The sequence below is a fragment of the Bifidobacterium pullorum subsp. saeculare genome (assembly GCF_016899725.1).
In the GTDB taxonomy this organism is placed as follows: domain Bacteria; phylum Actinomycetota; class Actinomycetes; order Actinomycetales; family Bifidobacteriaceae; genus Bifidobacterium; species Bifidobacterium pullorum_C.
The window spans coordinates 13,552-38,886 of sequence record NZ_JACLYU010000015.1; the positions used below are offsets into that span (position 1 = coordinate 13,552).

A 25,335-nucleotide genomic window follows, 5' to 3' on the forward strand; every position below is an offset into this window, starting at 1 on the left:
ATGCGACCACGGTCATCCGCTTGACATTCCAAGGATTGCCAACGTTGGCATCCCTGCGCGGCGCCTGGGAACGGGGGTATGGCGGGCGCCCCCTTTGCCGCCGGGCCGCGGCCGGGCGCCACGGACCGGACGCGCCGAGGCGTCAGCCGCGACGTTCGATGGCGCGGCGCGCGGCGTGGCGCACCTCGTCGGAGCCGTCCTCGGCGAGCCGGGCCAGCGTGGCCGGCGTGACGTTCGGATTGAGGGCGACGGCGCGGCGCACCATCGAGGAGAGCACGGCCGGGGCCTTCGGCTCGATCTCGACGCCCAACTTGGCGAGGAAGTCGAGCGTGGCGGCGTCCACCTCGGGGTTCTGCGCGCCCTCGAGGCGCATCTTCCAGGAGGTGCGGGGGTTGGTCAGCGCCGCGTCGCGCACCTCGGGCACCGGGTCCTTGGTGAGGCGGCCGACCAGCCAGTTCTTGTCGTCCTCGTTGGCGGCGACGGCGCGGCGCACCTCGGGCTCGGGGTCCGCCGACAGCTTGACGAGCACATTCGGGAAGGGCATCGCCTCGGCCAAATGGATGCGGTCCTCCACCGGGGTGTTGAGGTTGCCGGCCACGGCCTCCAGCAGTGCCGTGGCGCGGGAGAAGGCCGCCTGGTCGGCGCGGTCCGGCAGCGGGCGGCGCGCGTAGGCGGAGAGCGCGGCGGCGTCGGTGGAATGGCGCACGCGCTCGTATTCGGCGGTGAGCGGCTCGAAGCCCTCGGCGTTCCCGGTGTTCTGCTCGTCGGTCATGCCCCTCAGCCTACTCCACGCGCGGCCGGGCCGGCCTCAGGCGGGACGCGGGACGTTGACCTTGTCGAGGGGATCGGGGACGACGGCGGCGTTGAAGGTTTCGGTGACGCGCTCGAGGAACCGTGCGCACGCATCCTGCGGCACCACCGCCACCAGCGTGACGCGGTCGGTGTAGGCCGCGTCCTCCTCGCTGCCGCCGGCCGCGGCGAGCAGCTGCTGGAAGCGGGCGAGCTGCGGGTATTCCAGCCGTACCGCGTACCGCTGGCAGGTGACGATGGCGGCGCGGGTGGCGGCCTTGACCGCCAGCGAGGCGCCGGTGGAGTAGGCGCGGATCAGGCCGCCCGAGCCGAGCAGGATGCCGCCGAAGTACCGGATGACGGCCACGCAGGTGTCGGTCAGGCCGCCTGCGCGCAGCACGTCGAGAATGGGTTTGCCGGCGGTGCCGGAGGGTTCGCCGTCGTCGCTCATGCGTTCGGCCAGGCGGCCGTCGGCCCCGCCGCACACGGCCGCGTACGCCACATGCCGCGCCTTGGGATGCCGCTCGCGGATCGTCTCCACGAAGGCGAGCGCCTCGTCGAGGGAGTCGATGTGGCAGGCGTCGCCGATGAACTCGGATTTCTTCTCCACGAAGCTCGCGTGGGCGGGCGCGTCGGGGGCGTCGAGCAGGGTGAACATCGCGGCGCTCACTCCCCCCGCCCCGGCGCCGCGGCCGGCCAGGCGCCGCGGCCGGGCACGACCACGTGGTAGTCGCGGCCTTCGAAGAAGCAGGCCATCGCCTCGACCATCTGGCAGGTGAGCTCCACGAAGGCGCCGTCCGTGCGCCAGGCGACATGCGGCGTGAGCGTGACGTTCGGCAGCGTCGTCAGCTCCTCGCCGGCGCGCAGCGGCTCGTGGTCGTACACGTCCAGCCCGGCGAGGATATCGCCGGACCGCAGGCGCTCCAGCAGGGCGGTGTTGTCGAGCACCTCGGCGCGGCCGGTGTTCACGAACACCGTCCCGGGGCGCATCGCGCGGATGGCTTCGGCCGTGACGATGCCGCCGGTCCGGCCGGGCAGGTACGGCAGGTGGATGGACACGACGTCCGCGCGGGCGAACAGCTCGGCCATGCCGTCGACCATCTCGATGCCGGCGGGGTCGGCCTCGCCCCGCGCACGGCGGTGCGGCGAGCGCCACGCGCTCACCTCCATGCCGAACGCGCGCGCCAGGCCGGCGACGGTGCGGCCGATGCCGCCGAGGCCCACGATCGCGAGGCGTTTGCCGTTGAGTTCCAGGCCGTCGGCGTTGGCCGCCGCCCAGCGCCCGTCGCGCGTCTGGGCGTCGAGGGGGACGATGCGGCGGGCGGCGGCGAGCATCAGCGCCATCGTGTGCTCGGCGACGGCGTGGTCGCCGTAATGCTCGGCGTTGCAGACGCGCACGCCGAGCTCGGCGGCGAGCGGCAGGCTCACGGAGGTGGCCACGCCGGTGCCGCAGAACACCAGGCAGCGGATATGGCCGCCGTCCGGGCCGGCGGGGTCGCACAGGCGCCTCAGGAGGCGGTCGGAGAGGCGATTGCCGCCGATGAACATCGCGTCGGCGCCGGCCGTACGGGCCACGATCGCGTCCTCGTCGGTGGTGAAGCCGGGGGTGATGCGCACGCGGGCGAGGTCTCTCAGCCGTCCCAGCTGGGCGGTGATCGGGGCGAGCTCGGCGTCGAGGGGGTCGGGCAGCGCCGCCAGCGGCAGGTCGGTCCGTTCCGGCTGGGTTTCGATCGGCGGGCGGTCGGTCGGGCCGGTCGGTTGATTGGTCGGGGTGCAGGTCATCTCATCGTCCTTCCTCGCTGATGCGCCACTCGCGCACCACGTTCGGGTCGGGGTTGTTGCGCGTGAGCACCTCCTGGATGCGGCTGTGGATGCGTTGGTCCTCGGCCTCGTTCCAGCAGAGGCCGTCCGGATGGTCGGAGGCCATGGGGCACCACTGGTAGGTGCCCTGGCGCTCGGAGGCGGTGGGCAGCCAGTCGATGCGGCTGACGCGCCAGGTGCCCGGTTCGCCCTTCTTGCCGGCGAACTGGACGCGCGCGGTGACGCCCTCGTTGTTCGACTGATGGCCGGGGATATGCGTGGTGACGGTGAGCGCGTTGCCCAGGCCGTAGATGATCCAAGTGCCGTTGTAATACTCGATCGGCTGGGCGGAGTGGCTGCCGGTGCCGTAGATGAGGTCGAAGGCGCCGGTGTCGGCGAGCGCATGCGCCTCGGCCACCTGCCAGGAGTCGGCGTAGTCGATGTATTCGTTGATCGAGTGGATGGTGATGGCCACCACGTCCGCACCCTGCTCGCGGGCGGCGTTGGCCTTGACGACGGCGCGGTCGATGTCCGACTGGTGGTGGGGGTCGCCGAAGTCGCGCAGCCGGTCCACCATCCAGTCCGGGTCCGCGGTGGCGCCGTTGAGGGAGACTGTGCCGGCGATGAGGCCGAGCTTGCCGCCGCCGGTGGGCGAGTCGATGACGAGGGGCTTCTCGGAGGCTTCCTGGCTGGTGTAGGCGCCGGTGTGGAGGATGTGGTTCTGGTCGAGGGTGGCGAGGGTGCGTGCGATGCCGTCGGCGCCGCGGTCCCACCAATGGTTGGTGGCGGTGGTGCAGGCGGTGTAGCCGACGTGGGCGGCGGAGTCGGCGACCTCGGGAGGGATGTTAAACACCGGGTAGTCGGCGTAGGGGCCGCCGCGTGGCGCGACCGGCGTCTCGAAGTTGCACACGGCGATGTCGGAGGCGTCGATGTAGCGGCGCATCGGCTCGAACAGCGGGTCGAAGTCGAAGGCGGTGCCGTCGGTGGCGGCTTCGTTCGGACCGGCGAAGTGCTTCCACAGGTTCTTGTGGAAGAGGAGGTCGCCGTTGACGAGCATCGCGATGCAGTCGGTGTCCGGGCAGTCCGGGGAGTTGCCGTGGTGTTCGACGACGGGCGCGGGGACGGCGGCGCGGTCGGTGGCGGCCCTGCTGACGGCCGGACTGCCGCCGGAGTCCTGGCTGGATCGGCCGCCGATGGGCGGCAGGCCGCGTCCGACGGCGGCCCAGCATCCCAGGACGAGGGCTGCAACCAGCAGGACGGCTGCCGGCACGACCCACACCCGGCTTGTCCTGGCCGCGCGGTGGCGGCCCTGCTGCGACATATGCCTCATCCGATGTCCCTTCCGTCCGCGGTCCTTTTCCCACAGCGTAACGCCTGGGCGGAACGGCCCGGATCATGGGCGGCGGATGGCGGATGGTTCCGACACTCCGAAGCCGGATGGCGTCGATCGCGCGACATCGCGCAAGAGTAGGATATGCGGTGGAAACGGCGGACAACGGCGTACCCCGTTCCCACCTACCTGTCCGCCTGCCCCTCACAGGCAGGCCTGTATGCGCCGGGCGGATGTTTTGCGTGGCTCCGGCGTGCCTATCCGCACATGCTGTTACAGTAGTCTGCTGTTGCGCCCCTCGGGGCGTGGCAGACCCGGAGTGATGCCTGAGTGGCCGAAAGGGGCACCCTGCTAAGGTGTTAGTCGCGTTAGCGGCTCGGGGGTTCGAATCCCCCTCACTCCGCCAGCGAGGGTTCCGGCGGTTGCGCCGGAACCCTTTTTTCATGCCGCAAATGGCGGATATTCCGCCCGTTCCTCCCCTGTTCCTCCCCGCCCCACGGCGGCACGGCGGGCGTCACTACAATGGGAGGCGTCCATCATCAGCCAAGGAGGCACCATGCCCGTCATCCATACCCATGTGTCCGTGTCCACCACGCCGGAGCAGCGCGAGGCGCTCAAGGCCGCCTACGGCAAGGCCATCACCGCCGTGCCCGGCAAGTCCGAGGGCTGGCTCATGTGCCCGTTCGAGGACAACATGCCGATCTACTTCGCCGGCGATAACACCAAGCCGGCCGCCTATGTGGAGGTCAACGTCTTCGGCTCCTCTGTGCCCGGCTCCGCGTGGGAGAAGCTCACCAAGTCCATCATGGCGGCGCTGAACGGCACGCTCGGCATCCCCGAGGACCGCACGTACATCCGCTACACGGCGACGACCGACTGGGGTTGGAACGGCTCCAACTTCTGACGCCCGGTCGCCCCGAATACTCCCCCGACTGGCCGTCGCGGCGGCGCGCGAACCACTGGGAACGCTCACGACACGCCGTAGGTGGCGCAGATCGCGGCTTTCCCGTAGATTATCAACTCGTCGCCGCGGCGCCAGCCGCCAGCGGCACCACAACTCAAGATGCCCCCATCGTCTAGCGGTCCAGGACTACGCCCTCTCACGGCGCCAACACCGGTTCAAATCCGGTTGGGGGTACGACTCAAGGAACGGCTTCCCGCATCATGCGGGAAGCCGTTCCTCGTTATCGGCGCCTATGGCGGCGCCACGCCCACATCCCCAAGGCATCCCCATAGCCTCCCCGTGGCATCCATACCCCCGGTACACGGAAGCCGGCCCCTCAACCGTGGCGGGGCCGGCTTCGAGCCTGTGGGCCGATGGGCGGATCAGACGATCTTGGGCATCGGGGTGGTCAGGCTGGTCGTGAGGTTGACGTGGACCAGACCGGCGCCGGCGTGCACCTCCACCTTCTTCAGGGTGACGGTGCGCTCGTCCTCGGGGGCGCGGTCGTCATCGGTCATCGTGGCCGGGGACTTCACCGCGACCAGCGCGAGGTCGGCCAGCGAGATGCCGGCGGACTCGCACAGCTGGACGGCGGCGTCACGGGAGGCGACGAAGCCATCCTTGAGCTTGACGCGGTCGGCGGGCACGCCGTAGGCGTGCTCGGCCACCCACTTCACGTTCTCGATCACGGACATGCCCTTGTGGCTGTGCGGCTGGGCCGGCATCGAACCGCGCGCGAGCACGTCCGCGAAGGCGTCGAGCTGCGGGGACAGCGCCTCGCCGCCGTCGCGGAACAGGTTGCCCACGATCGGCTCGCGGAAGCCCAGCTGCGCGGCGGTGTCCTTGAGGGCCGGGATCTGGTCGTCCTCGCCCTCCCACAGGTTGATGAGCGGGAAGGTCGGGATGTCGAGCTTCTCCAGACGGTCCACGTGGAACGGGTAGCGCCACGCGAGCTCGGGGTCGTCGCGCCAGGTGGAGGCGCGCGTGACGACCACCGCGGCGGACGGCCACTGGGCGCCGTACTCGCGGCAGGCGATGTCCAGCCACTTCTGCGCGCCGGCGTCGGCGCCGTACCCGGCCTCCACGATGACCACGTCGTGCAGGGCGCAGGCCATCTCCACGGAGACGAGGGTGGGGATGCCGATGGACACGTTGGCGAACGGGCCGCCGTGCACGTACACCGGGGAGCCGTTCATGGTCTCGGTCTTCGCCGGCTTGACCGCGTCGGTCAGGATGCCGGTGATGCGCCACAGGTCCACGAACTCGCCGAAGGTGACGGCCTTGCCGTCCTTCGTGCCGGCGATCATGTTGGCCACGCGGCGGCCGATCTCGTCCATCGAACGGGACAGGACCACGATCTGCATGAGCTCGCAGGTCGGGGTGAGCACCACGCGCTCGGCCACATCGTTCTTGCCGGCGTCCACGGTGATGGAACGCAGGGAGCGGCTCGGCACCTCGGAGACGCGCGGCACGAGGACCGTGTCCAGCCTGCCCTCGTCCACGGCCTTCTCCGCGAAGGAGACGAGCAGGTTCTGGGCGGCCTCGATGGCGGCCATCTCGCCGCACAGACCCCAGTCGATGAGCTCCGGGTGGGTCAGCGACGCCTTGCCGCCGCCGGAGGCGCCGCCCTTCGAGCCGGCCGCGGTGATGCCCATGCTCGGCTGGCGCAGCACGGCCGCCGCGTCGATGCCACGCTGGTTGAGCGCGTCGATGAGCGCGATGGTGGTGGTGGTCTTGCCTTCGCCGCGGCTTGCCTTGAGCGGGGTATCGGCGGTGACGAGCACGATCTTGCCGTGCTTGCGAGGGGCGTCCGGATTGGCCTTGAGGTAGTCGAGATAGCCGAACGCATCGATCTTCTGGACCAAGCCGTACTGGCTGGTGAAGTCGGCGATGGAGGTCATTGGTGTTGCTCCCCTTTCCTTATGGACAGGTTCAGTTATACGGGAGGGCTGGGTCACGCGTGTGACGGGCCTACGGCCGGGGCGCGGCCTAGAAGTCGGACATGTGGAAGCCGTTCTTCATCGCCATGCTGCGCGTGAAGAGGACGGAGTCGAGCAGCGCGTCGGTGTCGGCCTTGAGGCGGTCGGCGAGCGCCTGGTTCGCCTCCTGGAGCACGCGGCGCACGTCCTCGCCGCCGCGGATGGCGGCGATGATGCCGTCGGGGCCCATCGGCTGCACGTCGCAGGATTCGTCGTCGGCGTCGAACTCGGCGTCCAGGTCGATGCCGGTCAGCTCGGCGACCTTCGCGTCGGTGGCGGCGACCATCGCGTGGCCGTACGCGCCGGTCTTCTCCTGGTAGCGTTCGACGGCGTTCGCGGTGTCGGCGAACGCGCCGTCGCACAGCGCGGCGATCACACGGTTGGCCCAGTAGAAGTTCTCGGTGGTCACGCGGGTGGTGGTGTCCTCCAGGTACTTCGGGGTCTCGGTGACGTTCGGGTAGAACGGCACCAGCGTGTTGAACGGGTTGGAGCCGTAGGCGATCCACTGGATGGCGCGGTTGGCCTGCGGGCGGTACGGGCGGATCTGCATCACCGCGAGCTGGCTCTGACGGTTGATGCCGATCGGGCGGAACATGTGGCGGGTGTGTTCGTCGCCGAGCTTGCCGTACGGGTCGTAGGGGGTGCCCTGGTAGTGGCCGGACAGCACGTATTTGATGTCCTCGATGGTCACCTTGCGCTCGGGCTGGCGGGCCCAGGGGATGTCGTTGCTCTCCGGCTTGTGGTCGGCGTCGGGGCCGTCCCACACCTCGTCGTAGGGGTTGAGGAAGCGCTGCATCCACCAGGCGCGCGGGGTGTTGTACACGTGGTCGGAGTCGGAGTGGGAGCCGAAGGCGTCGCGCGGGTTGAGTGGGCTGGCCGGCTCGACGGCGAGGTCGAGGTGGTTGCGGCCGATGAACTCGGCCATGTCCGCCGAGCACATGTGGCTCTCCTGGTCACCCAGGGCGTCCTCGAGGTCGAACTCGTCGATGCCCAGCTGGTTTGGCATCGTCACGTAGGCCTCGTCCGGCACGCGCTTGGCGATCCAGTGGTGGCCGCCCACGGTCTCCAGCCACCAGATCTCGTCCACGTCGGAGAAGGCGACGCCGTTCATCTCGTAGGTGCCGTACTGCTCGAGCAGGGCGCCCAGGCGCTGGACGCCCTCGCGCGCGGTCTTGACGTAGGGCAGCACGATGGTGAGGAAGTCCTCCTCGCCGATGCCGCCGGCGACCTCGGGCTGGTAGCCGGGCTCGCCCTCCTTGCCCTGGGCCGGCTTGCGCTCGACGAAGGGGTCGGCGCCGAGCACGCGCTCGTTGGTGGTGAGGGTCTCGGTGGCGCTCATCGCCACGTTGGCCTCGTTGACGCCGGCCTCGCCCCAGATGCCTTCCTTGAGGTCAGCGTTCGGCACGGCCGTGTACCGCATCGGGTCATCCGGCAGGTCGATCTCGACGTGGGAGATGACGGAGCGGTAGTGGCGCGGCTGCTCGTCGGGGTTGACGACGATGAAGCGCTTGGGGTTGAACTCGCCGTTGGCGGAGTCCTCGTTGCGGGCGATGATGGTGGAGCCGTCGTAGCTGGCGTCCTTGCCCACCAGAATCGTGGTGCAGGCCATGGAAGCACATCCTTTCCTGGAGCGTTGGAAACCACACAAGTCTACCGTGGCGCCACGTTCGCCGTGGCGTGCCGCTCAGGCTTTGCCGGTCAGGCTTTGCCGGTCAGGACGATGCCGCCCTGGTCGGGGACGGCGGGCAGGTCGCGCAGGGCGTGGAGCAGCTCGTTGAGCCAGAAGCCCTGGTTCAGCCCCGGCAGCGGCGCGGCGGTGCCCCACACGTGCAGCGTGTAGTCGTGGTCCTTGTCCGGCGGCTGGGGGCCGTTGTAGCGCATCGTGACCTGCGGGTTCGTGGCGCCCACGAACCGCGAGGCGGCGGAGGTGCGGCCCTGCATAGCCTCGGGGATCATCGCGGGCAGCTGGCGGGAGAAATCCGGCGGAATCTGCAGCGCGTGGGAGTCGTTGAAGTCGAACATAAGCGCGTCGACGGGCAGGTTGGCGACGGTCCAGTGGATCCATTCGAAGCCGCAGACCGGAATGGAGTCGGGGTCGGTGAACGCCCAGTGCAGGTACTGGACCGAGGGGTCGAGCTGGTCGACGTAGAAGGGGAAGGAGACGACGGGCGTGCCGTCGACCTGGTATTCGGGGGCGGCGGCCTTGGCGAAGTCGTCGGGCACGACGGTGAAATCAGCGGAGATCTTCATGGCTTCCAGTATCGCGCGGCCATGTGTCGCCCGCAAACGCCCATACCGCCGGATGGGACCGCCCGCCCCCGCGCCGGTCTCATCCGGCGGGCGTGTAGCCGGCGCCGTCGAGCGCGGCCTCGGCCCGTTTCCGGGCCTCGGCGAGGGTGGTTTCCGCGAGGGCGGCGCGCACATCGTCAAGGGCGATCGGGGTCATCGACAGCGAGTTGACACCCAGTCCGGCGAGCACCACCGCGAGGTCCGGATCCGCCGCGGCCTCGCCGCACACGCCCACCGGCATGCCCTTGGCATTGCCCGCGTCGCAGATGAGCTTGATGGCGCACAGCGCGGCCGGATGCCAGGCGGTCTGGTACGAGGCGACCGAGCCGAGCGTGCGGTCGGCGGCCATCGTGTACTGGGTCAGGTCGTTGGTGCCGATGGACACGAAGTCGGCGACCTCGGCCACCTTGTCGGCCATGAGGGCGATGGAGGGCACCTCGGCCATCGCGCCGACCTTCCGCAGACCGAAGCTTTTTCCGAGCTTGACGAAGTAGTCGGCCTCCCACTGGTCGGCCACCATCGGCGCCATCACCCACAGGTCGGCGTCGGTCTGCGCGTCCGCGGCAGCAAGAGCCTTGAGCTGGTCCTCGAGCACCTGCCGGTGGACGCGCAGCGTGCGCAGGCCCCTGAGGCCCAGGGCGGGGTTCGACTCATCCTCGGGGGTGAGGAAGGGCAATGGCTTGTCGGCGCCCGCGTCGAGCATGCGGATCACGACCTTCCTACCTGGGAACTGCGCGAGCAATTCGGCATAGGCCTTGGTCTGCTCCTCGACGCTCGGCGGCTCGGCGTTGCCGATGAACAGGAACTCGGTGCGGAACAGGCCCACGCCCTCGGCACCGTATTCATGCGCTTCCTTGGCGTCAGCCGGCTTGCCCACGTTGGCCAGCAGCGGCACGGGGTGGCCGTCCTTGGTTGCGCCGGCCCGGCCGCGCAGCTCCCTGGCCTTGGCGGCCTGGGCCTTCGCGGTCTCGGCGGCGGCGATGTCCGCGGCGGTGGGCTCGGTGACGACCCGGCCATGGGCTGCGTCGACGATGACCTGGTCGCCGTCCTTGAGTTTCTCGGCGCCGGCGGCGGAAACCACTGCGACGATGCCGCGGGCGCGCGCCAGGATGGCGGTGTGCGAAGTGGGTCCGCCCTGGGATGTGACGATGGCCAGGGTCTTGGTCAAATCGAGAGAGGAGGTGTCGGCCGGAGACAGATCCTCGGCCACCAGCACGAAGGGAACATCGGATTCCGGCACGCCAGGGGCAGGCACACCGCGCAGGTCGGCAATCACGCGCTGGCCGACATCGTGCAGGTCGGCGGCGCGCTCCGCCTGATAACCACCTATGGCACGGAACATATCCTCGACTTGACCAAAGCCCTCGAGCACGGCACGCTCGGCGGTTTTGCCCGCATCGATGAGCGCATCGATCGAAGCAGCGAGCGAGGGATCGGCGGCGAACATGGCAATGGCTTCGAGAATCGGGGCGGCCTGTCGCGCGCCTTCGTCGCCGTGCTTAGCCTTCTCGGCTCGGTGGTTAAGATCGGCGTTCACTCGGGCCATCGCACTAGCGACACGACGCTTCTCCGTGTCGGCGTCGAGACCGGAGTCACGGGGCGTGTCCTCGGGCTCGACCAACGGGGCGCCATGCGGATAACAGGCCCCACGGCTACGCCACGGCCGATACCGCTTCCGGTGATGATCATGTCGCACACTCCTTGTAGACGAACACCCGACCGTCCACCATGGACAGAGGGGAATAACGCCGACCTAGCGTACAACGCTTGCCGACATTGGTAAGCATACACCCATATAAGACTTGACAACACCATAGGTAAACGATTTCTGAAAATAGCTTTCCAATGGTACGATATGCCGTAGGTCATCGACCTTTCTCGACCACAGGCCACCAGTTCAAAGGAGTTCCCATGGCAACCGTCACGCGTTCCGTCGTCGTCACCGATCCCGTCGGCATCCACGCCCGCCCGGCCTCGCTCTTTGCACAAGCCGTCGCCAGCTCTGGATGTGCCGTCACCATCGCCAAACAAGGCGGCACCCCGGTGCCCGCCACGATTCTGTCTGTCATGGGACTGGGCATCAAGCAGAACGACACCGTCACACTCACCGTTGATGGCGACGACGCCGACACTGTGGCCGATTCCCTCGCTGAAATCCTGGTCAAGGCTGAATAAGCCTTCTTCACTACCATTTTCGCGGAAACAACGGCCATGGCTTACCATGGATTGTGATTACGCTCGCCGTCCGCCCCTCGTCGGGGAGGGCGGCGACCATCGTTTTGTGAGGAGCACGGTATGAGACGGCAACAGGAGGGCAGAAGCGGCAGCTCCATCCTCGAAGTGGCGATCCGCGCCGACGTATCCACAGCAACCGTCTCACGCGTCCTGTCAGGCAAACGCACCAAAGACGACGCCATCGCACGCCGCGTGCGCCGTGCCGCGGAGGAACTCAATTATCATGTCAACGTGGCGGCTAGCGCCCTACGCAGTGGCGCCACGAACACCATCGCCCTGGTCGCGCCACGAGCAGTCACCCCGGCCGAGTTGTCCATCATCAGCGAACTCGAATCTCTCGCCTCCGATGCAGACCAGTTGCTCCTCCTCGGGTTCGGCGCCAATGCCGAGGAACAAACGAACCGCATCGACACTTTCATCAAGCGTCACGTGGATGGACTTGTCGTCCTGCCGCAAACCGACTCGGATCTCTCCCCCGCACTCGAAGCGCATGCGGGCACCCTACCGATTGTACAAATCGGCGGTAGCACCTCTTCGTTCCACATCAACTGGGTCGGTATCGATGAAAACGCCACGATGAAACTTGCGCTGAGTCATCTGGCTGGGCGCAACGCGCACGGCGTGGCATTCCTCTCAACTCCCATCGACTCCCCTGAGGCCGCCGACCTCTTCACAACCTTCCAGACACAGACGCACAACTTAGGCATGGTCTCGGATCCAGAATGGACGACCTTCGGCCCCGTCACCACCGAGCGCGGTTTCGACGATACGACACGTCTGTTCACCGCTCATGGCGAGCACCCCGACGCAATCGTCTGCGATGACGACACCGTGGCTGCCGGCACGCTCCTTGCTCTAAGGGAACTTGGCGTGGCGGTGCCTGATGACGTACTCGTCATGAGCTTTGGCGATTCCCCCGAATCAGCGCTGACCACGCCGAGCCTGAGCACCACGCGAGTACCGGCCCGGCAAATCGCCGCCGAGGCGATGCGACTCATGAGCCTCGGCCGGTCCTCACCGCACTGGTTGCCAGCCCACACTGCCTTTCCCGCACAACTCGTGACAAGAGAATCGACGGATTCACCCCGCTACGGAGAATCGGATTACGAACAGCCAACGCAAACCATGAGTATTTAGACGCACGTCCCATCCGTTGAGTCACGCGCTCATTAATGTCCTCATACACACGGCGAACCGTACGCTTGCGAACGCTCAGAGTACGGTTCGCCGTATGGGAGGGCCGGCTAGGACCGGTGACTGGGACCGGTGACTGGGACCGGTGGCTAGGGCCGGCCAGGCCGTCCAGGCCGGCTAGGGCAGCAGCGCGCAGAACAACGCCTCGAAGAGCAGGGTGGGGTTGCCGTTGCCGCCCAGACGGCGGCGCGCCACGGCGACCTCGTCCAGGCAGGCGACGGCGGCCTGGCGGTCCAGCCGCCCGGCGAGGCGCGCGATCGCGGCGCGGTGTTCCTCGTTGATCAGGCCTACCGAGGCCTCGGCTCCGTTCTGCAGCACCGTGACGTCGCGGTAGATGGAAGCCACGGTGTTCAGGGCGCGGTCGAGCACGTCGCGGCTGCCGCGGGTGGCGCGGCGCTTGAGCTCGTCCTTCTTGCCGATCTGGTTGAAGGCGCCGCGCAGCTTGGCGGGGATGCGGTCCTCCGGTCCCAGGCCGTTGACGCGGCGGAAGTCGGCTTCCTCGCGCGCGGCCTGCGCGGCCACCGCCACCTCGGCCTGGGCCTTGGCGCTGTCGATGAGGGCGCCGGCCAGCAGCACCGCGTCGGAGGCGCGGGCCAGCTTCAGCACGCCGGCGACGAGTTCGTCGCGGTCAGCGCGCACCTGCTCGTCGGTGGCATACAGCCTGGCGACGCCGATATGCCCCTCCGCCAGACGCGCGGCCTGGGCCGCCAGCGCCGGGTCGACGCCCTCGGTCCGCACGAGATGGTCCGCCACAGCGTCGGTCGGCGGTACCGCGAGGTTGACGATGCGGGTGCGCGAGCGGATGGTGGGCAGCACGTCCTGCGCACTGGGGGCGCACAGCAGCCAGATGCAGCGTTCGCTGGGCTCCTCGATCTCCTTGAGCAGCACGTTCGTGGTGCGCTCGAGCATGCGGTCCACATCCTCGATGATGATGATGCGCCACGGGCCGGTGCTGGGCGACTGCTCGGCCTTCTCGATGAGGTCGCGCACCTCGTCGATACCGATGGTCACCTTGTTGGTCGCCAGCACCGTCACATCCGGATGCGTGCCGGCCAGCACCTCGCGCGTGGCCTTGGTCGGCTCCGCACCCAAGCCATGGTCGGGGCTTTCCAGCGCCGCAGCGAAGGCGCGCGCCATATTCGACCGCCCGGAGCCCGGGGGCCCGCAGATGAGCCAGGACTGGGCGAGCTGCGACGGGTCGCCCGCGGCGATGGCGGCGAGCATGTCCACAACCGGCCGCTGGCCGACGATCGAATCCCACACGCTCATGCCAACTCCCCGAGCAGCTGGTCGAAATCCGCCTTGATCGCGCCCCAGACGGCCTCGATGCCCTGGCTGGCGTCGATGACGCGGAAGCGGTCCGGTTCCCGCCCGGCCAGGTCGAGGAACGCCGCGCGGGTGCGCCGCTGGAACGCGTCGCCGGCGGATTCCATGCGGTCCTCGTCGCACTTGAGCCGCGCATGGGACAGCGCCGGGTCCATGTCGAGCAGATAGGTGCGCCGCGGCAGCAGCCCGCCCGTGGCCCACAGGCTCAGATTCCGCACTTCGGCGGCGGTGAGCTCGCGTCCGCCGGCCTGGTAGGCCAGGGACGAGTCCAGGTAACGGTCGGTGATGACGACGCTTCCGTGCTCCAGGGACGGCCGGATCACCTCGGCGACGTGCTGGGCGCGGTCGGCGGCGAACAGCAGCGCCTCGGCGCGCGGGGCGATGTCCGCGGCGCCGGGGGCGTCCCCCTGCCCGCCGACGCCATGCAGGAGCAGACGCCGGATCGCGGAGCCGAGCGGCGTGCCGCCCGGCTCCCGGGTCACCATGACCTCCCGTCCGAGGGACTCGGCGTAGCCGCGCAGCCGCTCGACCTGCGTGGTCTTGCCCACGCCATCGACACCCTCGAACGAGATGAATATGCCTCGCATATCGCTCACTGCATATCCCTCACTGCGCGCTTGTGGCGGCGGACTTGCGCGCCGTCGTCTTCTTCGTGGCCGTCTTGCGCGTGGTGGTTTTCTTCGCCGCCGTGGACTTGGACGCCGTCGAGCGACGGCGGCCACGCTTGGCGGGGCCGGCGGCGCGCTTCTCGGCGAGCAGGCGGAACGCCTCCTCGGGCGTGATCGACTCGGGCGTGTACTGCTTGGGCAGCGTGCGGTTCGTCTCGCCGTCGGTGATGTACGCGCCGTAGAAGCCGTCCTTGATGGTGACCGGCTTGTTCGTCTCCGGGTCGGCGCCAAGCTCGCGCAGCGGCGGCTTGGCGGCGCGGCGGCCGCGGCCGTACTTGGGCTGGGCGAACAGCTCCTTGGCGCGGGCCACGTCCACGGTGAAGATCTCGTCCTCGCTGCCCAGGGAGCGGGTCTCGGACTTGCCGTCGGCGGAGGTCTTGGTCAGGTACGGGCCGTAGCGGCCGTTGCTCGCCTCCACTTTGGCCATGGTCACCTCGCCGGTCTCGGCGTTCGTCTCCTCGACCTCGCCCACCAGGCGCGGCAGGCTCAGCAGTCGCAGCGCGTCGTCCAGCGTGATGGACTCGGGGTCCATCGTCTTGAACAGGCTGGCCATCTTCGGCTTGGGCGCGGCCGCCTTCCTCGTGCCGCGCTTCGCGGCCGGCTTGGCGGCGCCCTCCGCCTCCTCGGTTTCGGGCGGCACCAGCGCCACATACGGGCCGAAGCGGCCGTTGCGCACCTCCACGGTGCCGCCGGTGGCCGGGTCCTTGCCCAGCTCGCGCGGACCACCCGAATGGTGCTCGATGAGGTCGTGGCCGACCTCCACGGTGAGCTCGTCCGGCGCCAGCGTCTCCGGCAGGGAGGCGCGCTTCGGATTGCCTTCGGCGTCGAGATGCGCGGTGTCCTCGAGATAGGGCCCGTAGCGGCCCACGCGCACCTGCAGGCCGTCGCCGATTGCGATGGTGTTGATGGCGCGCGCGTCGATCTCGCCGAGCTGCGCCACCTGGCGCTGCAGGCCCTCGTGCGCCTCGTCGGCGCTCTGCGCGGCGCCCTCGCCGGAGCCGAAGTAGAAGCGGGTCAGCCATTCGCGGCCGGTTTCCTTGCCGTGCGCGATCTGGTCGAGGCCGTTCTCCATCTGCGCGGTGAACGCGTAGTCCACGAGCTTGGGGAACTTCGTCTCGAGCAGCTTGGTCACCGCGAACGCCAGCCAGCTGGGGATCAGCGCGCGCCCGCGTTCGTACACGTACCCGCGGTCGATGATCGTGGAGATGATCGAGGCGTAGGTGGACGGGCGGCCGATCTCCTTGGCCTCCAGCGTCTTGACCAGCGAGGCCTCGGTGTAGCGCGCCGGCGGCTGGGTCTCGTGGCCGTCCGCCTCCACGGCGGAGGCGGCGAGCGTCTGGCCGGTGGCCATCGGCGGCAGGGAGTCGTTGCCCTCGGCGTCCTTGCGCGCGTGGGTGCGGTCCGCGTCGGCCTTGTCCGCCTCCTTGGCGGCGGACGCGCGGCGGCCCTCGCCGGCCGCCTTCATGAAGCCGGGGAATTCGATGACGGTGCCGGAGGCCTGGAACACGGCCTCGCCTTCGCCGCCGGCGGGCGCGGACAGGCGCACGGTGGCGGTGGAGCCGGTCGCGTCGGCCATCTGGCAGGCCAGCGTGCGCTGCCAGATCAGCGTGTACAGGCGCAGCTGGTCCGTGGGCACCTTGTCCGCCAGCTCGTCCGGATCGCGGAACGTGGCGCCGGCGGGGCGGATGCACTCGTGGGCCTCCTGCGCGCCGGCCGTCTTGGTGGCGTACTGCTTGGGGGCATCGGAGAGGTACTGCTTGCCGAAGTGACGGGTCACGCAGTCGCGAGCCGCGTCGATGGCCTCCTGCGAGAGCGTGACCGAATCGGTGCGCATGTAGGTGATGTAGCCGTTCTCGTACAGGCCCTGGGCGGCGCGCATCGTCATGCGCGAGCTCATGCCCAGGCGGTTGCCGGCGGCCTGCTGCAGCGTGGAGGTGGTGAACGGCGGCAGCGGGCGGCGGCGGTACGGCTTCTTCTCCATCGTCATCACGGTGAAGTCGGCGCCGCGGAGCGTTTCGGCGAGGGCGCGCGCGGCGGCCTCGTCCAGCTCGCGGACGTCGCTGCCGGCGGCGTCGGCGGTGAGCCGGCCGGTGTCGTCGTAATCCTTGGAGGTGGCCAGGCGGCGGCCGGCCAGCGAGACCAGGCGCGCGTCGAAGCGCACCGGATCGCCTTCGGCGCCGGGGGCGGCGAGCGTGGCGGTCACATCCCAGTAGGAGGCGCGCACGAAGGCCATGCGCTCGCGCTCGCGCTCCACGATGAGGCGGGTGGCCACGGACTGCACACGGCCGGCGGACAGGCCCGGCCCCACCTTGCGCCACAGCACCGGCGACAGCTCGTAGCCGTAGAGGCGATCGAGGATGCGGCGCGTCTCCTGGGCGTCGACCATATGGCCGTCCACGTCGCGCGTCTTGGCCAGGGAGGCCTTGATCGCGTCCTTGGTGATCTCGTGGAACACCATGCGCTTGACCGGCACCTTGGGCTTGAGCGTCTCGACGAGATGCCAGGCGATGGCCTCGCCCTCGCGGTCCTCATCGGTGGCGAGGTAGAGCTCGTCGGCGTTCTTGAGCGCGCGCCTGAGCTCGGTGACGGTTTTCTTCTTATCCGGGCCGACGATGTAGTAGGGCTTGAACCCGTCCTCCACATCCACGCCGAACTTGCCGTACTTCGCCTTGTCGGCCGCGGGCACCTGGCTCGGCTGGGCGAGGTCGCGGATGTGGCCCACCGACGCCATCACGGTGTAGCCGTCGCCGAGGTAGCCGCCGATCTTCCTCGCCTTGGTCGGAGACTCGACGATCACCAGCTTGCTGCCGTTTGCCATGGCCTCTCCTCTTGCACTCCCTGTTCCGTAGCCGATTTCGGTGCTTGCAGTTTAAGCACGCCCGCTGGTCATTTGCCCGGCGCGCCCACCGGCGGGGCGGGCGGCGCGCCGACCAGGCCGAGCTTGGTCAGCGGCGCGGCGGTGAGCTGGCGCATCGCCAGCGTCAGGCCGGCCAGCAGCACGGCCAGACCGGCCAGCAGCACGCAGGAGGCGCCGACCGCACCGGACTGCGCCCACTCGGCGCTCATCGACAGTCCGGGCACGACCTGCCACACCACGTAGGCCCCGTACAGCACCGCCATCACGCCGCCGGTGACCATCACCGAGCCGACGATCTGCACGCTGGCGGAGGACATGCGCCGGCCGGGCTCGTCCATGCCGGAGGTGCGGCTGAACGCGAGCGTGAGCATCGCGGTGCCGCCGACGAGCAGCAGACCCATCGCCGCGTCCGTCGGCCGATGCCAGGAGCCGGCCACCACGGACAGTGCGACGATGGCGCTCCAGACGGCGGCGAGGATGGCGGCGAGCGCGCGCCAGGCGCGCGGCACCGCCATCGCCAGCATGAGCGCGCTGGCGGCGGCGAGCATCGTATGCCCGGAGGGCGCGGAGTTCTGGGCGGTGCCGGCCACCGTGTGGATGATGAACGGGCGCGGCAGCAGCTCCTTGAGCCAAGTCAGCGCATAGCACACCGCGCCGAAGGCGACGAGCTGGCCGAGCAGCCACCAGCGGCGGCGGACCGCGGCCACCGCCACGGCCGCCACGGCCAGCAGCGCCGAGATGCCGAACACGAGGTACGACGATCCCGCCGGCAGCAGCGGCAGCCGCAGCGTCGCGGTGAACGGGCGCACCACGGCGGTCAGCCAGCCGGGGGCGTGCTGGACGAACGTCGATTCGGCCAGGTCGTCGAAGCTCTGGCCGTCCTCGGTGCGCACGCCCAGCCACCAGATGCCGGCCGCGGCCGCGAAGCACACCGCCGCGAGCACCGCGCACAGCACGCGGCTGGAGGTGCGGGGGCGGCGGGTGAGCGGGTCGACGGCGACGAGCGCGCGGTCGCCGGTCAGGTCGACGATGTCGCCGTCGGCCGCCGCGGGGGCGGCCGGGGCGGGGTCGGCGACGGCGGCGAGGTTGAGCTCCTCGACCTCCCCGTCATCGGCGACGGGGAAGACCAGCGGGGAGTCGGGGGCGGCCTGTGCGGCGCCGCCGACCAGGTTGACGGGGGCATGCGGGTCGCGGATGCGCGGCTGGCCGGGACCGGGGTTCTGTGCTTCGCTCATACCCCACGACTGTAGAGGTGCGTCCCGCCAACGGCGGCGGAATGCAGAAGATATGGAAAACCTCCACGCACCCGTCAGAGGCCACTTACCCTTGCTGCATTCCTGCCCTGGGGGAGTTGGGTGACATAACGCCACATGGAGGCGAATACCAGTGTACCGGCGGCGTGGACAAGCCACGCCGCCGGCGGGGCCCGGGGCGGATTCCGCCATCGCGCCCGGCCCATTCTCAGGGCAGGCGGTTACGGTGGTGAACCATGGCATCACAGACGCATACCTCCTCGCGGCATGCCTCGGGCGGCGGGAACGGCCGCAGACGGGCCGGTTCGACGGCCCGGGGCACGCGCTCGACGCCGCGGCGCCCCGCCCCGCGCGCGGCGGCCCGGAGCGCCTCCTCCGGGCGCGGCGCGGCCGCACGGCACTACGCCGGCGGCAACCACCGCGCCACCTCCCCGAGGGGGCCGCGGCGGCGGAAGCGCGGCGCACGCCGCGTCCTCACGTGGGTGTTCGGTATCATCGGCGGGCTCGTCGGCGCCGCGCTTGTGGCGGGCATCGGCGCGTTCGCCTATCTGTGGATCACCACGGAGACGCCGCCGCCCGAGAAGTTCGCCCTCGCCCAGAAGACGACCGTCTACTACGCGGACGGCACCACCCCCATCGGATCCTTCGCCGAGCAGAACCGCGACATCATCTCCTGCTCCGCGCTGCCGGACTACGTGGGCAAGGCGGTGGTCGCCTCCGAGGACCGCACCTTCTACACGAACCGCGGCATCGATGTCAAGGGCATCGCGCGCGCCTTCCTCTCCAACGTGACCAAGGGCACGCGCCAGGGTGGCTCCACAATCACCCAGCAGTACGCCGAGCGCTATTACATGGGTTCCAACACCACGTACGTGGCCAAGGCGCGCGAGGCCGTTCTCGCGCTGAAGATCACCCAGACCGAGGACAAGGACCAGGTGCTCTGCAACTACATGAACACCATCTACCTCGGGCGGTCCGCCTACGGCATCCAGGCGGCCGCGCAGGCGTACTTCAACAAGGACGCGAAGGACCTGACGGTCTCCGAGGCCGCGATGATCGCCGGCATCATCCCCGCCCCCAGCAGCTGGGACCCGGCCGTGGATCCCAAGATGGCGCAGGAACGCTTCGACCGCGTGATCCGCATCATGAAGGAGGACGGCTACATCACCGCCAGCGAGGCAGCGCAGGCCCGGATGCCACAGACCGTGCAGCGGCAGGCCACGAACGTGTACCAGGGACCCAACGGCTACCTGCTGCGCATGGTGCGCCAGGAGCTCGTGGCCAGCAAGGCCTTCACCGAGGACGACCTGGACACCGGCGGCTACAAGATCGTCACCACGATCGACAAGGACAAGCAGGACCTCATGTACCGGACGGCGAGCCGCAACGGCGACAACACCATCCTGCCCGAGGGACTCGAGGTCGGCTCGATCTCGGTGAACGTGAAGGACGGCTCGATCATCTCGCTGTACGCCGGCGAGGACTACCTGGCCAAGCAGCTCAACAACGTGACCGACGCCACCTACGAGGTCGGATCCACGATGAAGCCGTTCGCACTGCTTGACGCGGTGCAGCAGGGCGTGAGCCTGGACACCACGTTCAACGGCAACTCGCCGCGCGATTTCCCGGGTCTGTCCACGCCGATGACGAACTCCGGCGGCGCAAGCTACGGGTACATCAACCTCTACCAGGCCACCGCCAACTCGGTGAACACCGTGTACATGGACCTGGCCCAGCACCTCGGCTCGCAGAGCATCGCCGAAACCGCCCGGACGGCGGGCGTGACCGGCACCATCGCCGAGGACGCCTACACCGTGCTCGGCAACTCCGGACTGACCGTGAAGGCGATGGCATCCGGCTTCACCACGCTGGCCAACCAAGGCCAGAAGGTGACGCTGCACATCGTGGCCCATGTGCTCGACGACCACGACCAGGAGCTTTACCAGGCGCCCACCACTCCTGAGCGCGTATTCGACGCGAACGACACGAACCTTGTGGTGAAGGCGATGCAAGGCACCATCCAGTACGGCACCGGCCGCGAGGCGCGCTCCATCGGCAAGACGATGGCCGGCAAATCCGGCACGGCCAACGACGCGAGGGCCGTGAGCTTCGTGGGATTCACGCCGAGCACGCTGGCGCTGTTCGCGGTGTGGAACCCGGGCCAGGACGGCTCCGCGCAGGAGATTCCAAGCTTCGCCGGCTACCAGCAGGGCATGAGCTATCCCGCGCACCTGTTCACCCAGTACATGCGGCAGGCCCTGCAGGGCGTGGCCGACGAGCAGTTCCCGGCAGCCCATGACGACGGCAAGGTCGGTGGCATGGACGGCACCTGGGGCACCGGCGCACGCCAGTGGACGTCGCAGGGCACCACCGGAGGGCGGGCCGACGGCGGGACCTCGCAGAACGACGGGGACGGCGCCAGCGGCGAAGACGGCTCGGGCGCGTCGTCGCAGGACGACGGCGCGGCCCAGTCCGGCGGCAACGGGTCCTCCGGCGGTTCCAGTGGTTCCAGTGGTTCCGGTGGCGCCGGTGGTTCCGGTGGCGCCGGTGGCTCCGGCGGCGGCGCAGGCGACGGGTCCGGCCAGACCGGCGGCGGCGCCGGGAGCACCGGCCAGCAGCCCGGCGGCCAGCAATCCGGCGGAGGGAACGCCGGCCAGACCGGCGGAACCGGCGGCGCCGCCACGGAATCGGAGTGAACGTCGTCGGCCCCATGAATGGGACGGCCCCGGACGCAGCGGATGCGTCCGGGGCCGTCCTGCATGTTCAGGGGCCGCCCGGTGGTCTCCGGGCGGCCCGGCTCGCGGATCAGCGCGTGGAGCGGTTGATTGCGGAGATGATGGCCTTGAGGGAGCTGGTGATGATCGAGGAATCGATGCCCACGCCCCACACGATCTGCGTGTCGTCGGCCTCGCCCACCTGGCACTCCACGTAGGAGGCGGCCATGGCGTCGGTGCCCACGGACATCGTGTGCTCCACATAGTCCATGACGGAGGCCTCGACGCCGAAGTCGGCGACGGCGTTGAGGAAGGCGGCGATCGGGCCGTTGCCGATGCCGGAGACCTCGCGCTCGACCGGCTCGTCCACGCCCACGTTCACGCCGCGGTCGAGCAGCTTGGCCTTGAGCACGGTGTCGGAGCCGTCCTCGCCGGAGGAGACGGACACCTTGAGCAGCTTGAGCCGGCCCCACTGGGCGAGGGACTCGTCGGCGGAATCGCCCACGACGGCGCCGGCGGCCGTCTTGCCGCCCTCCTCCACGGGCAGATACTCGTCCTTGAACAGGCGCCAGATGTCCTCGTCCTTGACTTCCTTCTTGGTCTCGTCCGCGTAGCGCTGCACGATCTTGTCGAATTCGATCTGCAGACGCTTGGGCAGGTCGAGGTTGTGGTTCGTCTTGAGCAGGTAGGCCATGCCGCCCTTGCCGGACTGCGAGTTGACGCGGATGATCGCCTCGTAGGTGCGGCCGATGTCCTTCGGGTCGATCGGCAGGTACGGCACCAGCCACACGAAGGAGTCGAGGTCGGCGCCGGCACGGTCGGCCGCCACCTGGCGGGCCTCCAGGCCCTTCTTGATGGCGTCCTGGTGCGAGCCGGAGAACGCGGTGAACACGAAGTTGCCGGCGTAGGGATGGCGCTCGGAGATCTTGATCTGGTTGCAGTACTCGACGGTTTTGCGAATCTCCGGCACGTTCGACAGGTCCACCTGCGGGTCGATGCCCTGCGTGAGCATGTTCAGGCCCAGCGTGACCAGGTCCACGTTGCCGGTACGTTCGCCGTTGCCCAGCAGGCAGCCCTCCACGCGGTCGGCGCCGGCGAGCAGCGCCAGCTCGGTGGCGGCCACGCCCATGCCCATGTCGTTGTGCGGGTGCAGGGAGAGCACCACGGAGTCGCGGTCCGTGAGGTTGTTGGAGACGTACTCCACCTCGTCGGCGAACACGTTCGGCGTGGTCATCTCCACGGTGGCCGGCAGGTTGATGATCATCTTGTGCTCGGGCGTCGGCTTGATCACATCGATGACCGCGTTGCACACCTCGACCGCGTACTCCGGCTCGGTGCCGGTGAAGGACTCGGGGCTGTACTCGTAGTACAGGTCGGTGCCGGCGGCGTCGCCCTCGAGCTCCTTGCACAGCTCGGCCGCGTCGGTGGCGAGCTTCTTGATGCCGGCCTTGTCCTTGCGGAACACGACCTCGCGCTGGAGCACGGAGACGGAGTTGTAGAAGTGCACGACCGCGCGCTTGGCGCCGCGCAGGCACTCGTAGGTCTTGCGGATCAGATGCTCGCGCGCCTGGGTGAGCACCACGATCGTCACGTCGTCCGGGATGAGCTCGCGCTCGATGAGCATGCGGATGAAGTCGTAGTCCGTCTCCGAGGCGGAGGGGAAGCCGACCTCGATCTCCTTGTAGCCCATGGAGATCAGGAGGTTCCAGAAGCGCAGCTTGCGCTCGGAGTCCATCGGGTTGACGAGCGCCTGGTTGCCGTCGCGCAGGTCCACGGAGCACCAGCGCGGGGCGCGCTGCAGGCGCTTGCCCGGCCAGGTGCGCTCTGGATAGTCGAACGGCACCTGCTTGTCGTAGGCGACGTACTTGGTGTACGGCATCTTGCTCGGCTTCTGCGGGTCGCCGATGAATCGCGCGGGAGGCAGCAGCGGGTCGTTGTTCCCCCCGTTGGATGCCGCGGCGACCGCGGCGAGATCAAACACGGATGATTGATCCTGGCCCATCGTTTCCTCCTTTGCTGGCTTTCGGTGCGGCGGGACGGCCACGGCCCTGTCTCTGGCCTCTGGCCGTGGGGCCGGCTGTGCGCCGGCGATATGCCGGTTCGCCGGCCGATGGCAGGCCGCCAGCCGCGCTGACCTATGGTTGTTGCCGCGCATATTGCGCAACTTCCCATTCTACCGGGAGCGACGGTGGCGACGCGGGCCGGCATCCATATGGTGGCGGGACGTGGCGCTGGCTGGCGTGATGTGGCGCGACTGGCGTGATGATGGCGTGGCGAGGTGTGGTCGGGCGCGGCAGGCTGCTGTTCCGCCTCTTCTTCACTCCCCCCGCGACCAATCCCGCTCCCCGCGGGTAGCCAAAATGGACGCTAACAGCCTGCACGCGGGCAGTTATGCTCCCCACAGGTAGCCAAACCGGACGTCGCCAAGCTACCCGCGACCAATGCATGTACAATTATCTGTACAACATCATGGGAATGAGGCTGAACATGGTCACTGCGGTCGCATACAGCAATTTTCGGCAGAATCTCAGGTCGTACATGCGCCAGGTCAACGAGGATGCTGACATGTTGCTCGTCACCAGCACCAATCCGGACGACAACGTGGTGGTTATGAGCGCCAACGACTACGACTCCCTTATGGAGACACTGCACGTGGCGGAGAATCCTTATCTGAGCGACAAGGTGCTGCGCGGACTCAAGCAGGTGCGCACCGGCCGGACCATCCGTCATGACCTCATCGAGGAGTAACCGGTGCTACTCTTCTGGACGCAGGACGCATGGGATGACTATCTGCACTGGCAAGCGCAGGACAGGAAGACACTCAAGCGCATCAACCAACTCATCCGGACCACGCTGCGCACCCCATTCGAGGGCATGGGCAAGCCCAAACCGTTGAAATGGCAGTGTCAGGGCGCGTGGTCGCGCCGCATCGACACTGCGAACCGTCTCATCTATGCCGTGGACGACGATCAGGTGATCATTCTCTCCGCACGCAGCCACTACGACGGATGACCGCCGCCTGACTGCGCGATGGTTGTTGCGGTAGACTGGGGTGGTGGTTTGCCGAGGGTGGCGTGGGAAAAGGGATGACGATGGGTGTGGTGTTTTGTGCGCAGTGTGGCGCGCGTAATGATGGGGATGCCCGGTTCTGCGGGGAGTGTGGCCGTCCGTTGGAGACGGCGCCTGCGGGGGCGCCGGTCGCGGCCGATGACGTGGCGCAGCCGGTGGATGGGTCGGCCTCCTCGCCTGCCGCCGTTGTTCCGTCGGCTGATGCCGGCGCCCCGCCGGTCGCGGCCGGTGCCGTGACGCCATCCGCTGGTCCTGGGGCTGGTGGCGTTGGGGTCGTGGCGTCGCGTCGTCGGCCGCGGTGGCGGTGGCGTTGGTGGCGGCCGGTGGGACGGCGTTCGTCACGTACCGCGCCGAGTTGTGGGGCGGCAAAGCGTTGCCCGACCCGGCGTCGCTGGCGTCGCAGGCCGGGGCCGCGGACGGCAAGGAACCGGGGAAGGAGTCCGGTCAGGCGGTGGTGTCGGCGAAGGCCATGACCCGGGCGTTGAGGGCGAAGGGGCTGAAAGCCAGGACGGTGCGTGAGTTCTCGGGCCGCGAGCCGGGCTCGTTCCTCGGGTATAAGGGTGCGGCTGCCGGCACTCGCGTAAGGAATGGTTCGACGGTGACGGTGCGTGAGTCCGCCGGTCCGGGTGTGCCGGAGGACACGGTCGGCAAGCCGGCCGCGAAGGTCGTGGACACGCTGGGTGACATGGGTGTGCCGGTGCGTTACAAGCAGGTGGTCGTCTCCGGGGATTCGAAGGTCCAGGAGGGGCAGGTGGCGGTCACCTTGTCTTTTGTCAAGTTCGTGTTGGCAGAATAGTCATGTTGTTTTCCGTAGTTTGTGCAGCGGGTTTTCCCTGGTTTGGGCATCCTGGGGTCGGCCCGCTGCTTTGGGGTTTGGTTATCTGGTCAT

Annotated in this window: 19 protein-coding genes, 2 tRNA genes, 1 other RNA gene and 2 pseudogenes; 10 read left to right on the forward strand and 14 right to left on the reverse strand. The window is 68.8% G+C overall.

Annotation, left to right across the window (positions count from 1 at the left end):
* Positions 1-142: 142 nt before the first annotated feature.
* Genes H7U32_RS07365 through H7U32_RS07380 form a run of 4 tightly spaced genes read right to left on the reverse strand, consistent with a single transcriptional unit; the run spans position 143 to position 3,919 of the window.
* The gene (locus H7U32_RS07365) at positions 143-772 is read right to left on the reverse strand and encodes an AbrB family transcriptional regulator (protein ID WP_204469427.1); all 630 of its coding nucleotides are present in this window, start codon (positions 770-772) and stop codon (positions 143-145) included.
* Positions 773-808: 36 nt separating this feature from the next.
* Positions 809-1,447, reverse strand: a complete 639-nt coding sequence (locus H7U32_RS07370; protein WP_204469428.1) for an IMPACT family protein — start codon at positions 1,445-1,447, stop codon at positions 809-811.
* 8 nt (positions 1,448-1,455) lie between these two features.
* Positions 1,456-2,571 carry an NAD(P)-dependent oxidoreductase gene (locus H7U32_RS07375; RefSeq protein ID WP_204469430.1) on the reverse strand — a complete coding sequence of 372 codons (1,116 nt, stop codon included), beginning with the start codon at positions 2,569-2,571 and terminating at the stop codon, positions 1,456-1,458.
* Between the two features lies 1 nt (position 2,572).
* Positions 2,573-3,919: a CapA family protein gene (locus H7U32_RS07380; RefSeq protein WP_204469432.1), complete on the reverse strand. Its 1,347-nt coding sequence runs from the start codon at positions 3,917-3,919 to the stop codon at positions 2,573-2,575.
* Positions 3,920-4,235: 316 nt separating this feature from the next.
* On the opposite strand from H7U32_RS07380, the gene H7U32_RS07385 reads away from it, so the two are divergent.
* The 3 genes from H7U32_RS07385 to H7U32_RS07395 all read left to right on the forward strand — a co-directional run bounded on the left by H7U32_RS07385 (position 4,236) and on the right by H7U32_RS07395 (position 5,057).
* Positions 4,236-4,325 (forward strand) — tRNA-Ser (locus tag H7U32_RS07385).
* Between the two features lie 150 nt (positions 4,326-4,475).
* Positions 4,476-4,823 (forward strand): phenylpyruvate tautomerase MIF-related protein, encoded by a 348-nt coding sequence (locus tag H7U32_RS07390; RefSeq protein ID WP_204469433.1) that lies wholly within the window; start codon positions 4,476-4,478, stop codon positions 4,821-4,823.
* Positions 4,824-4,984: 161 nt separating this feature from the next.
* A tRNA-Glu gene (locus H7U32_RS07395) sits at positions 4,985-5,057 on the forward strand.
* A gap of 188 nt (positions 5,058-5,245) precedes the next feature.
* Here H7U32_RS07395 and H7U32_RS07400 read toward each other — a convergent pair.
* The 4 genes and pseudogenes from H7U32_RS07400 to ptsP form a co-directional block, all read right to left on the reverse strand.
* Positions 5,246-6,763, reverse strand: a complete 1,518-nt coding sequence (locus H7U32_RS07400) for a formate--tetrahydrofolate ligase (protein ID WP_204469435.1) — start codon at positions 6,761-6,763, stop codon at positions 5,246-5,248.
* Between the two features lie 88 nt (positions 6,764-6,851).
* Positions 6,852-8,450 (reverse strand): C69 family dipeptidase, encoded by a 1,599-nt coding sequence (locus H7U32_RS07405; protein ID WP_204469437.1) that lies wholly within the window; start codon positions 8,448-8,450, stop codon positions 6,852-6,854.
* Between the two features lie 89 nt (positions 8,451-8,539).
* Positions 8,540-9,091 (reverse strand): YbhB/YbcL family Raf kinase inhibitor-like protein, encoded by a 552-nt coding sequence (locus H7U32_RS07410; protein ID WP_204469439.1) that lies wholly within the window; start codon positions 9,089-9,091, stop codon positions 8,540-8,542.
* A 79-nt stretch (positions 9,092-9,170) separates the two neighbouring features.
* Positions 9,171-10,819: pseudogene (gene ptsP / locus H7U32_RS07415) on the reverse strand (phosphoenolpyruvate--protein phosphotransferase).
* 222 nt (positions 10,820-11,041) lie between these two features.
* Between ptsP and H7U32_RS07420 the strand changes: the two are divergent.
* Positions 11,042-11,305: an HPr family phosphocarrier protein gene (locus H7U32_RS07420; protein ID WP_204469441.1), complete on the forward strand. Its 264-nt coding sequence runs from the start codon at positions 11,042-11,044 to the stop codon at positions 11,303-11,305.
* Between the two features lie 120 nt (positions 11,306-11,425).
* Positions 11,426-12,502: a LacI family DNA-binding transcriptional regulator gene (locus H7U32_RS07425; RefSeq protein ID WP_204469442.1), complete on the forward strand. Its 1,077-nt coding sequence runs from the start codon at positions 11,426-11,428 to the stop codon at positions 12,500-12,502.
* 174 nt (positions 12,503-12,676) lie between these two features.
* Here the strand turns inward: H7U32_RS07425 and H7U32_RS07430 are convergent, their stop codons facing one another.
* From H7U32_RS07430 to ffs, 5 genes are all read right to left on the reverse strand, one after another.
* The gene (locus tag H7U32_RS07430; RefSeq protein ID WP_204469444.1) at positions 12,677-13,828 is read right to left on the reverse strand and encodes a DNA polymerase III subunit delta'; all 1,152 of its coding nucleotides are present in this window, start codon (positions 13,826-13,828) and stop codon (positions 12,677-12,679) included.
* Positions 13,825-14,472, reverse strand: coding sequence for a dTMP kinase (gene tmk, locus H7U32_RS07435; protein ID WP_204469446.1), 648 nt, complete (start codon positions 14,470-14,472; stop codon positions 13,825-13,827). The genes H7U32_RS07430 and tmk overlap by 4 nt, the downstream gene beginning before the upstream one ends.
* A 19-nt stretch (positions 14,473-14,491) precedes the next feature.
* Positions 14,492-17,371 (reverse strand): type I DNA topoisomerase, encoded by a 2,880-nt coding sequence (topA, locus tag H7U32_RS07440; protein ID WP_204469448.1) that lies wholly within the window; start codon positions 17,369-17,371, stop codon positions 14,492-14,494.
* Between the two features lie 68 nt (positions 17,372-17,439).
* Positions 17,440-18,645 (reverse strand): phosphatase PAP2 family protein, encoded by a 1,206-nt coding sequence (locus tag H7U32_RS07445; protein WP_204469450.1) that lies wholly within the window; start codon positions 18,643-18,645, stop codon positions 17,440-17,442.
* Between the two features lie 54 nt (positions 18,646-18,699).
* Positions 18,700-18,790, reverse strand: an RNA gene (gene ffs / locus H7U32_RS07450) — signal recognition particle sRNA small type.
* 109 nt (positions 18,791-18,899) lie between these two features.
* On the opposite strand from ffs, the gene H7U32_RS07455 reads away from it, so the two are divergent.
* On the forward strand, positions 18,900-21,359 hold the full coding sequence (locus H7U32_RS07455; RefSeq protein ID WP_204469452.1) for a transglycosylase domain-containing protein: 2,460 nt from the start codon (positions 18,900-18,902) through the stop codon (positions 21,357-21,359).
* Positions 21,360-21,468: 109 nt separating this feature from the next.
* Here H7U32_RS07455 and leuA read toward each other — a convergent pair whose 3' ends face one another.
* A complete protein-coding gene (leuA, locus tag H7U32_RS07460; RefSeq protein ID WP_204469454.1) occupies positions 21,469-23,379 on the reverse strand; it encodes a 2-isopropylmalate synthase in 1,911 nt (636 codons plus the stop codon).
* Positions 23,380-23,864: 485 nt separating this feature from the next.
* On the opposite strand from leuA, the gene H7U32_RS07465 reads away from it, so the two are divergent.
* The 4 genes and pseudogenes from H7U32_RS07465 (at position 23,865) to H7U32_RS10830 (ending at position 25,242) form a co-directional block, all read left to right on the forward strand.
* On the forward strand, positions 23,865-24,125 hold the full coding sequence (locus H7U32_RS07465; protein ID WP_204469455.1) for a type II toxin-antitoxin system Phd/YefM family antitoxin: 261 nt from the start codon (positions 23,865-23,867) through the stop codon (positions 24,123-24,125).
* A gap of 3 nt (positions 24,126-24,128) precedes the next feature.
* Positions 24,129-24,389: a Txe/YoeB family addiction module toxin gene (locus tag H7U32_RS07470; RefSeq protein WP_204469456.1), complete on the forward strand. Its 261-nt coding sequence runs from the start codon at positions 24,129-24,131 to the stop codon at positions 24,387-24,389.
* Positions 24,390-24,469: 80 nt separating this feature from the next.
* Positions 24,470-24,544, forward strand: a pseudogene (locus tag H7U32_RS11810) (DUF7577 domain-containing protein); the annotation flags it as partial.
* A gap of 200 nt (positions 24,545-24,744) precedes the next feature.
* Positions 24,745-25,242, forward strand: coding sequence for a hypothetical protein (locus H7U32_RS10830; RefSeq protein WP_239457603.1), 498 nt, complete (start codon positions 24,745-24,747; stop codon positions 25,240-25,242).
* Positions 25,243-25,335: the final 93 nt, after the last annotated feature.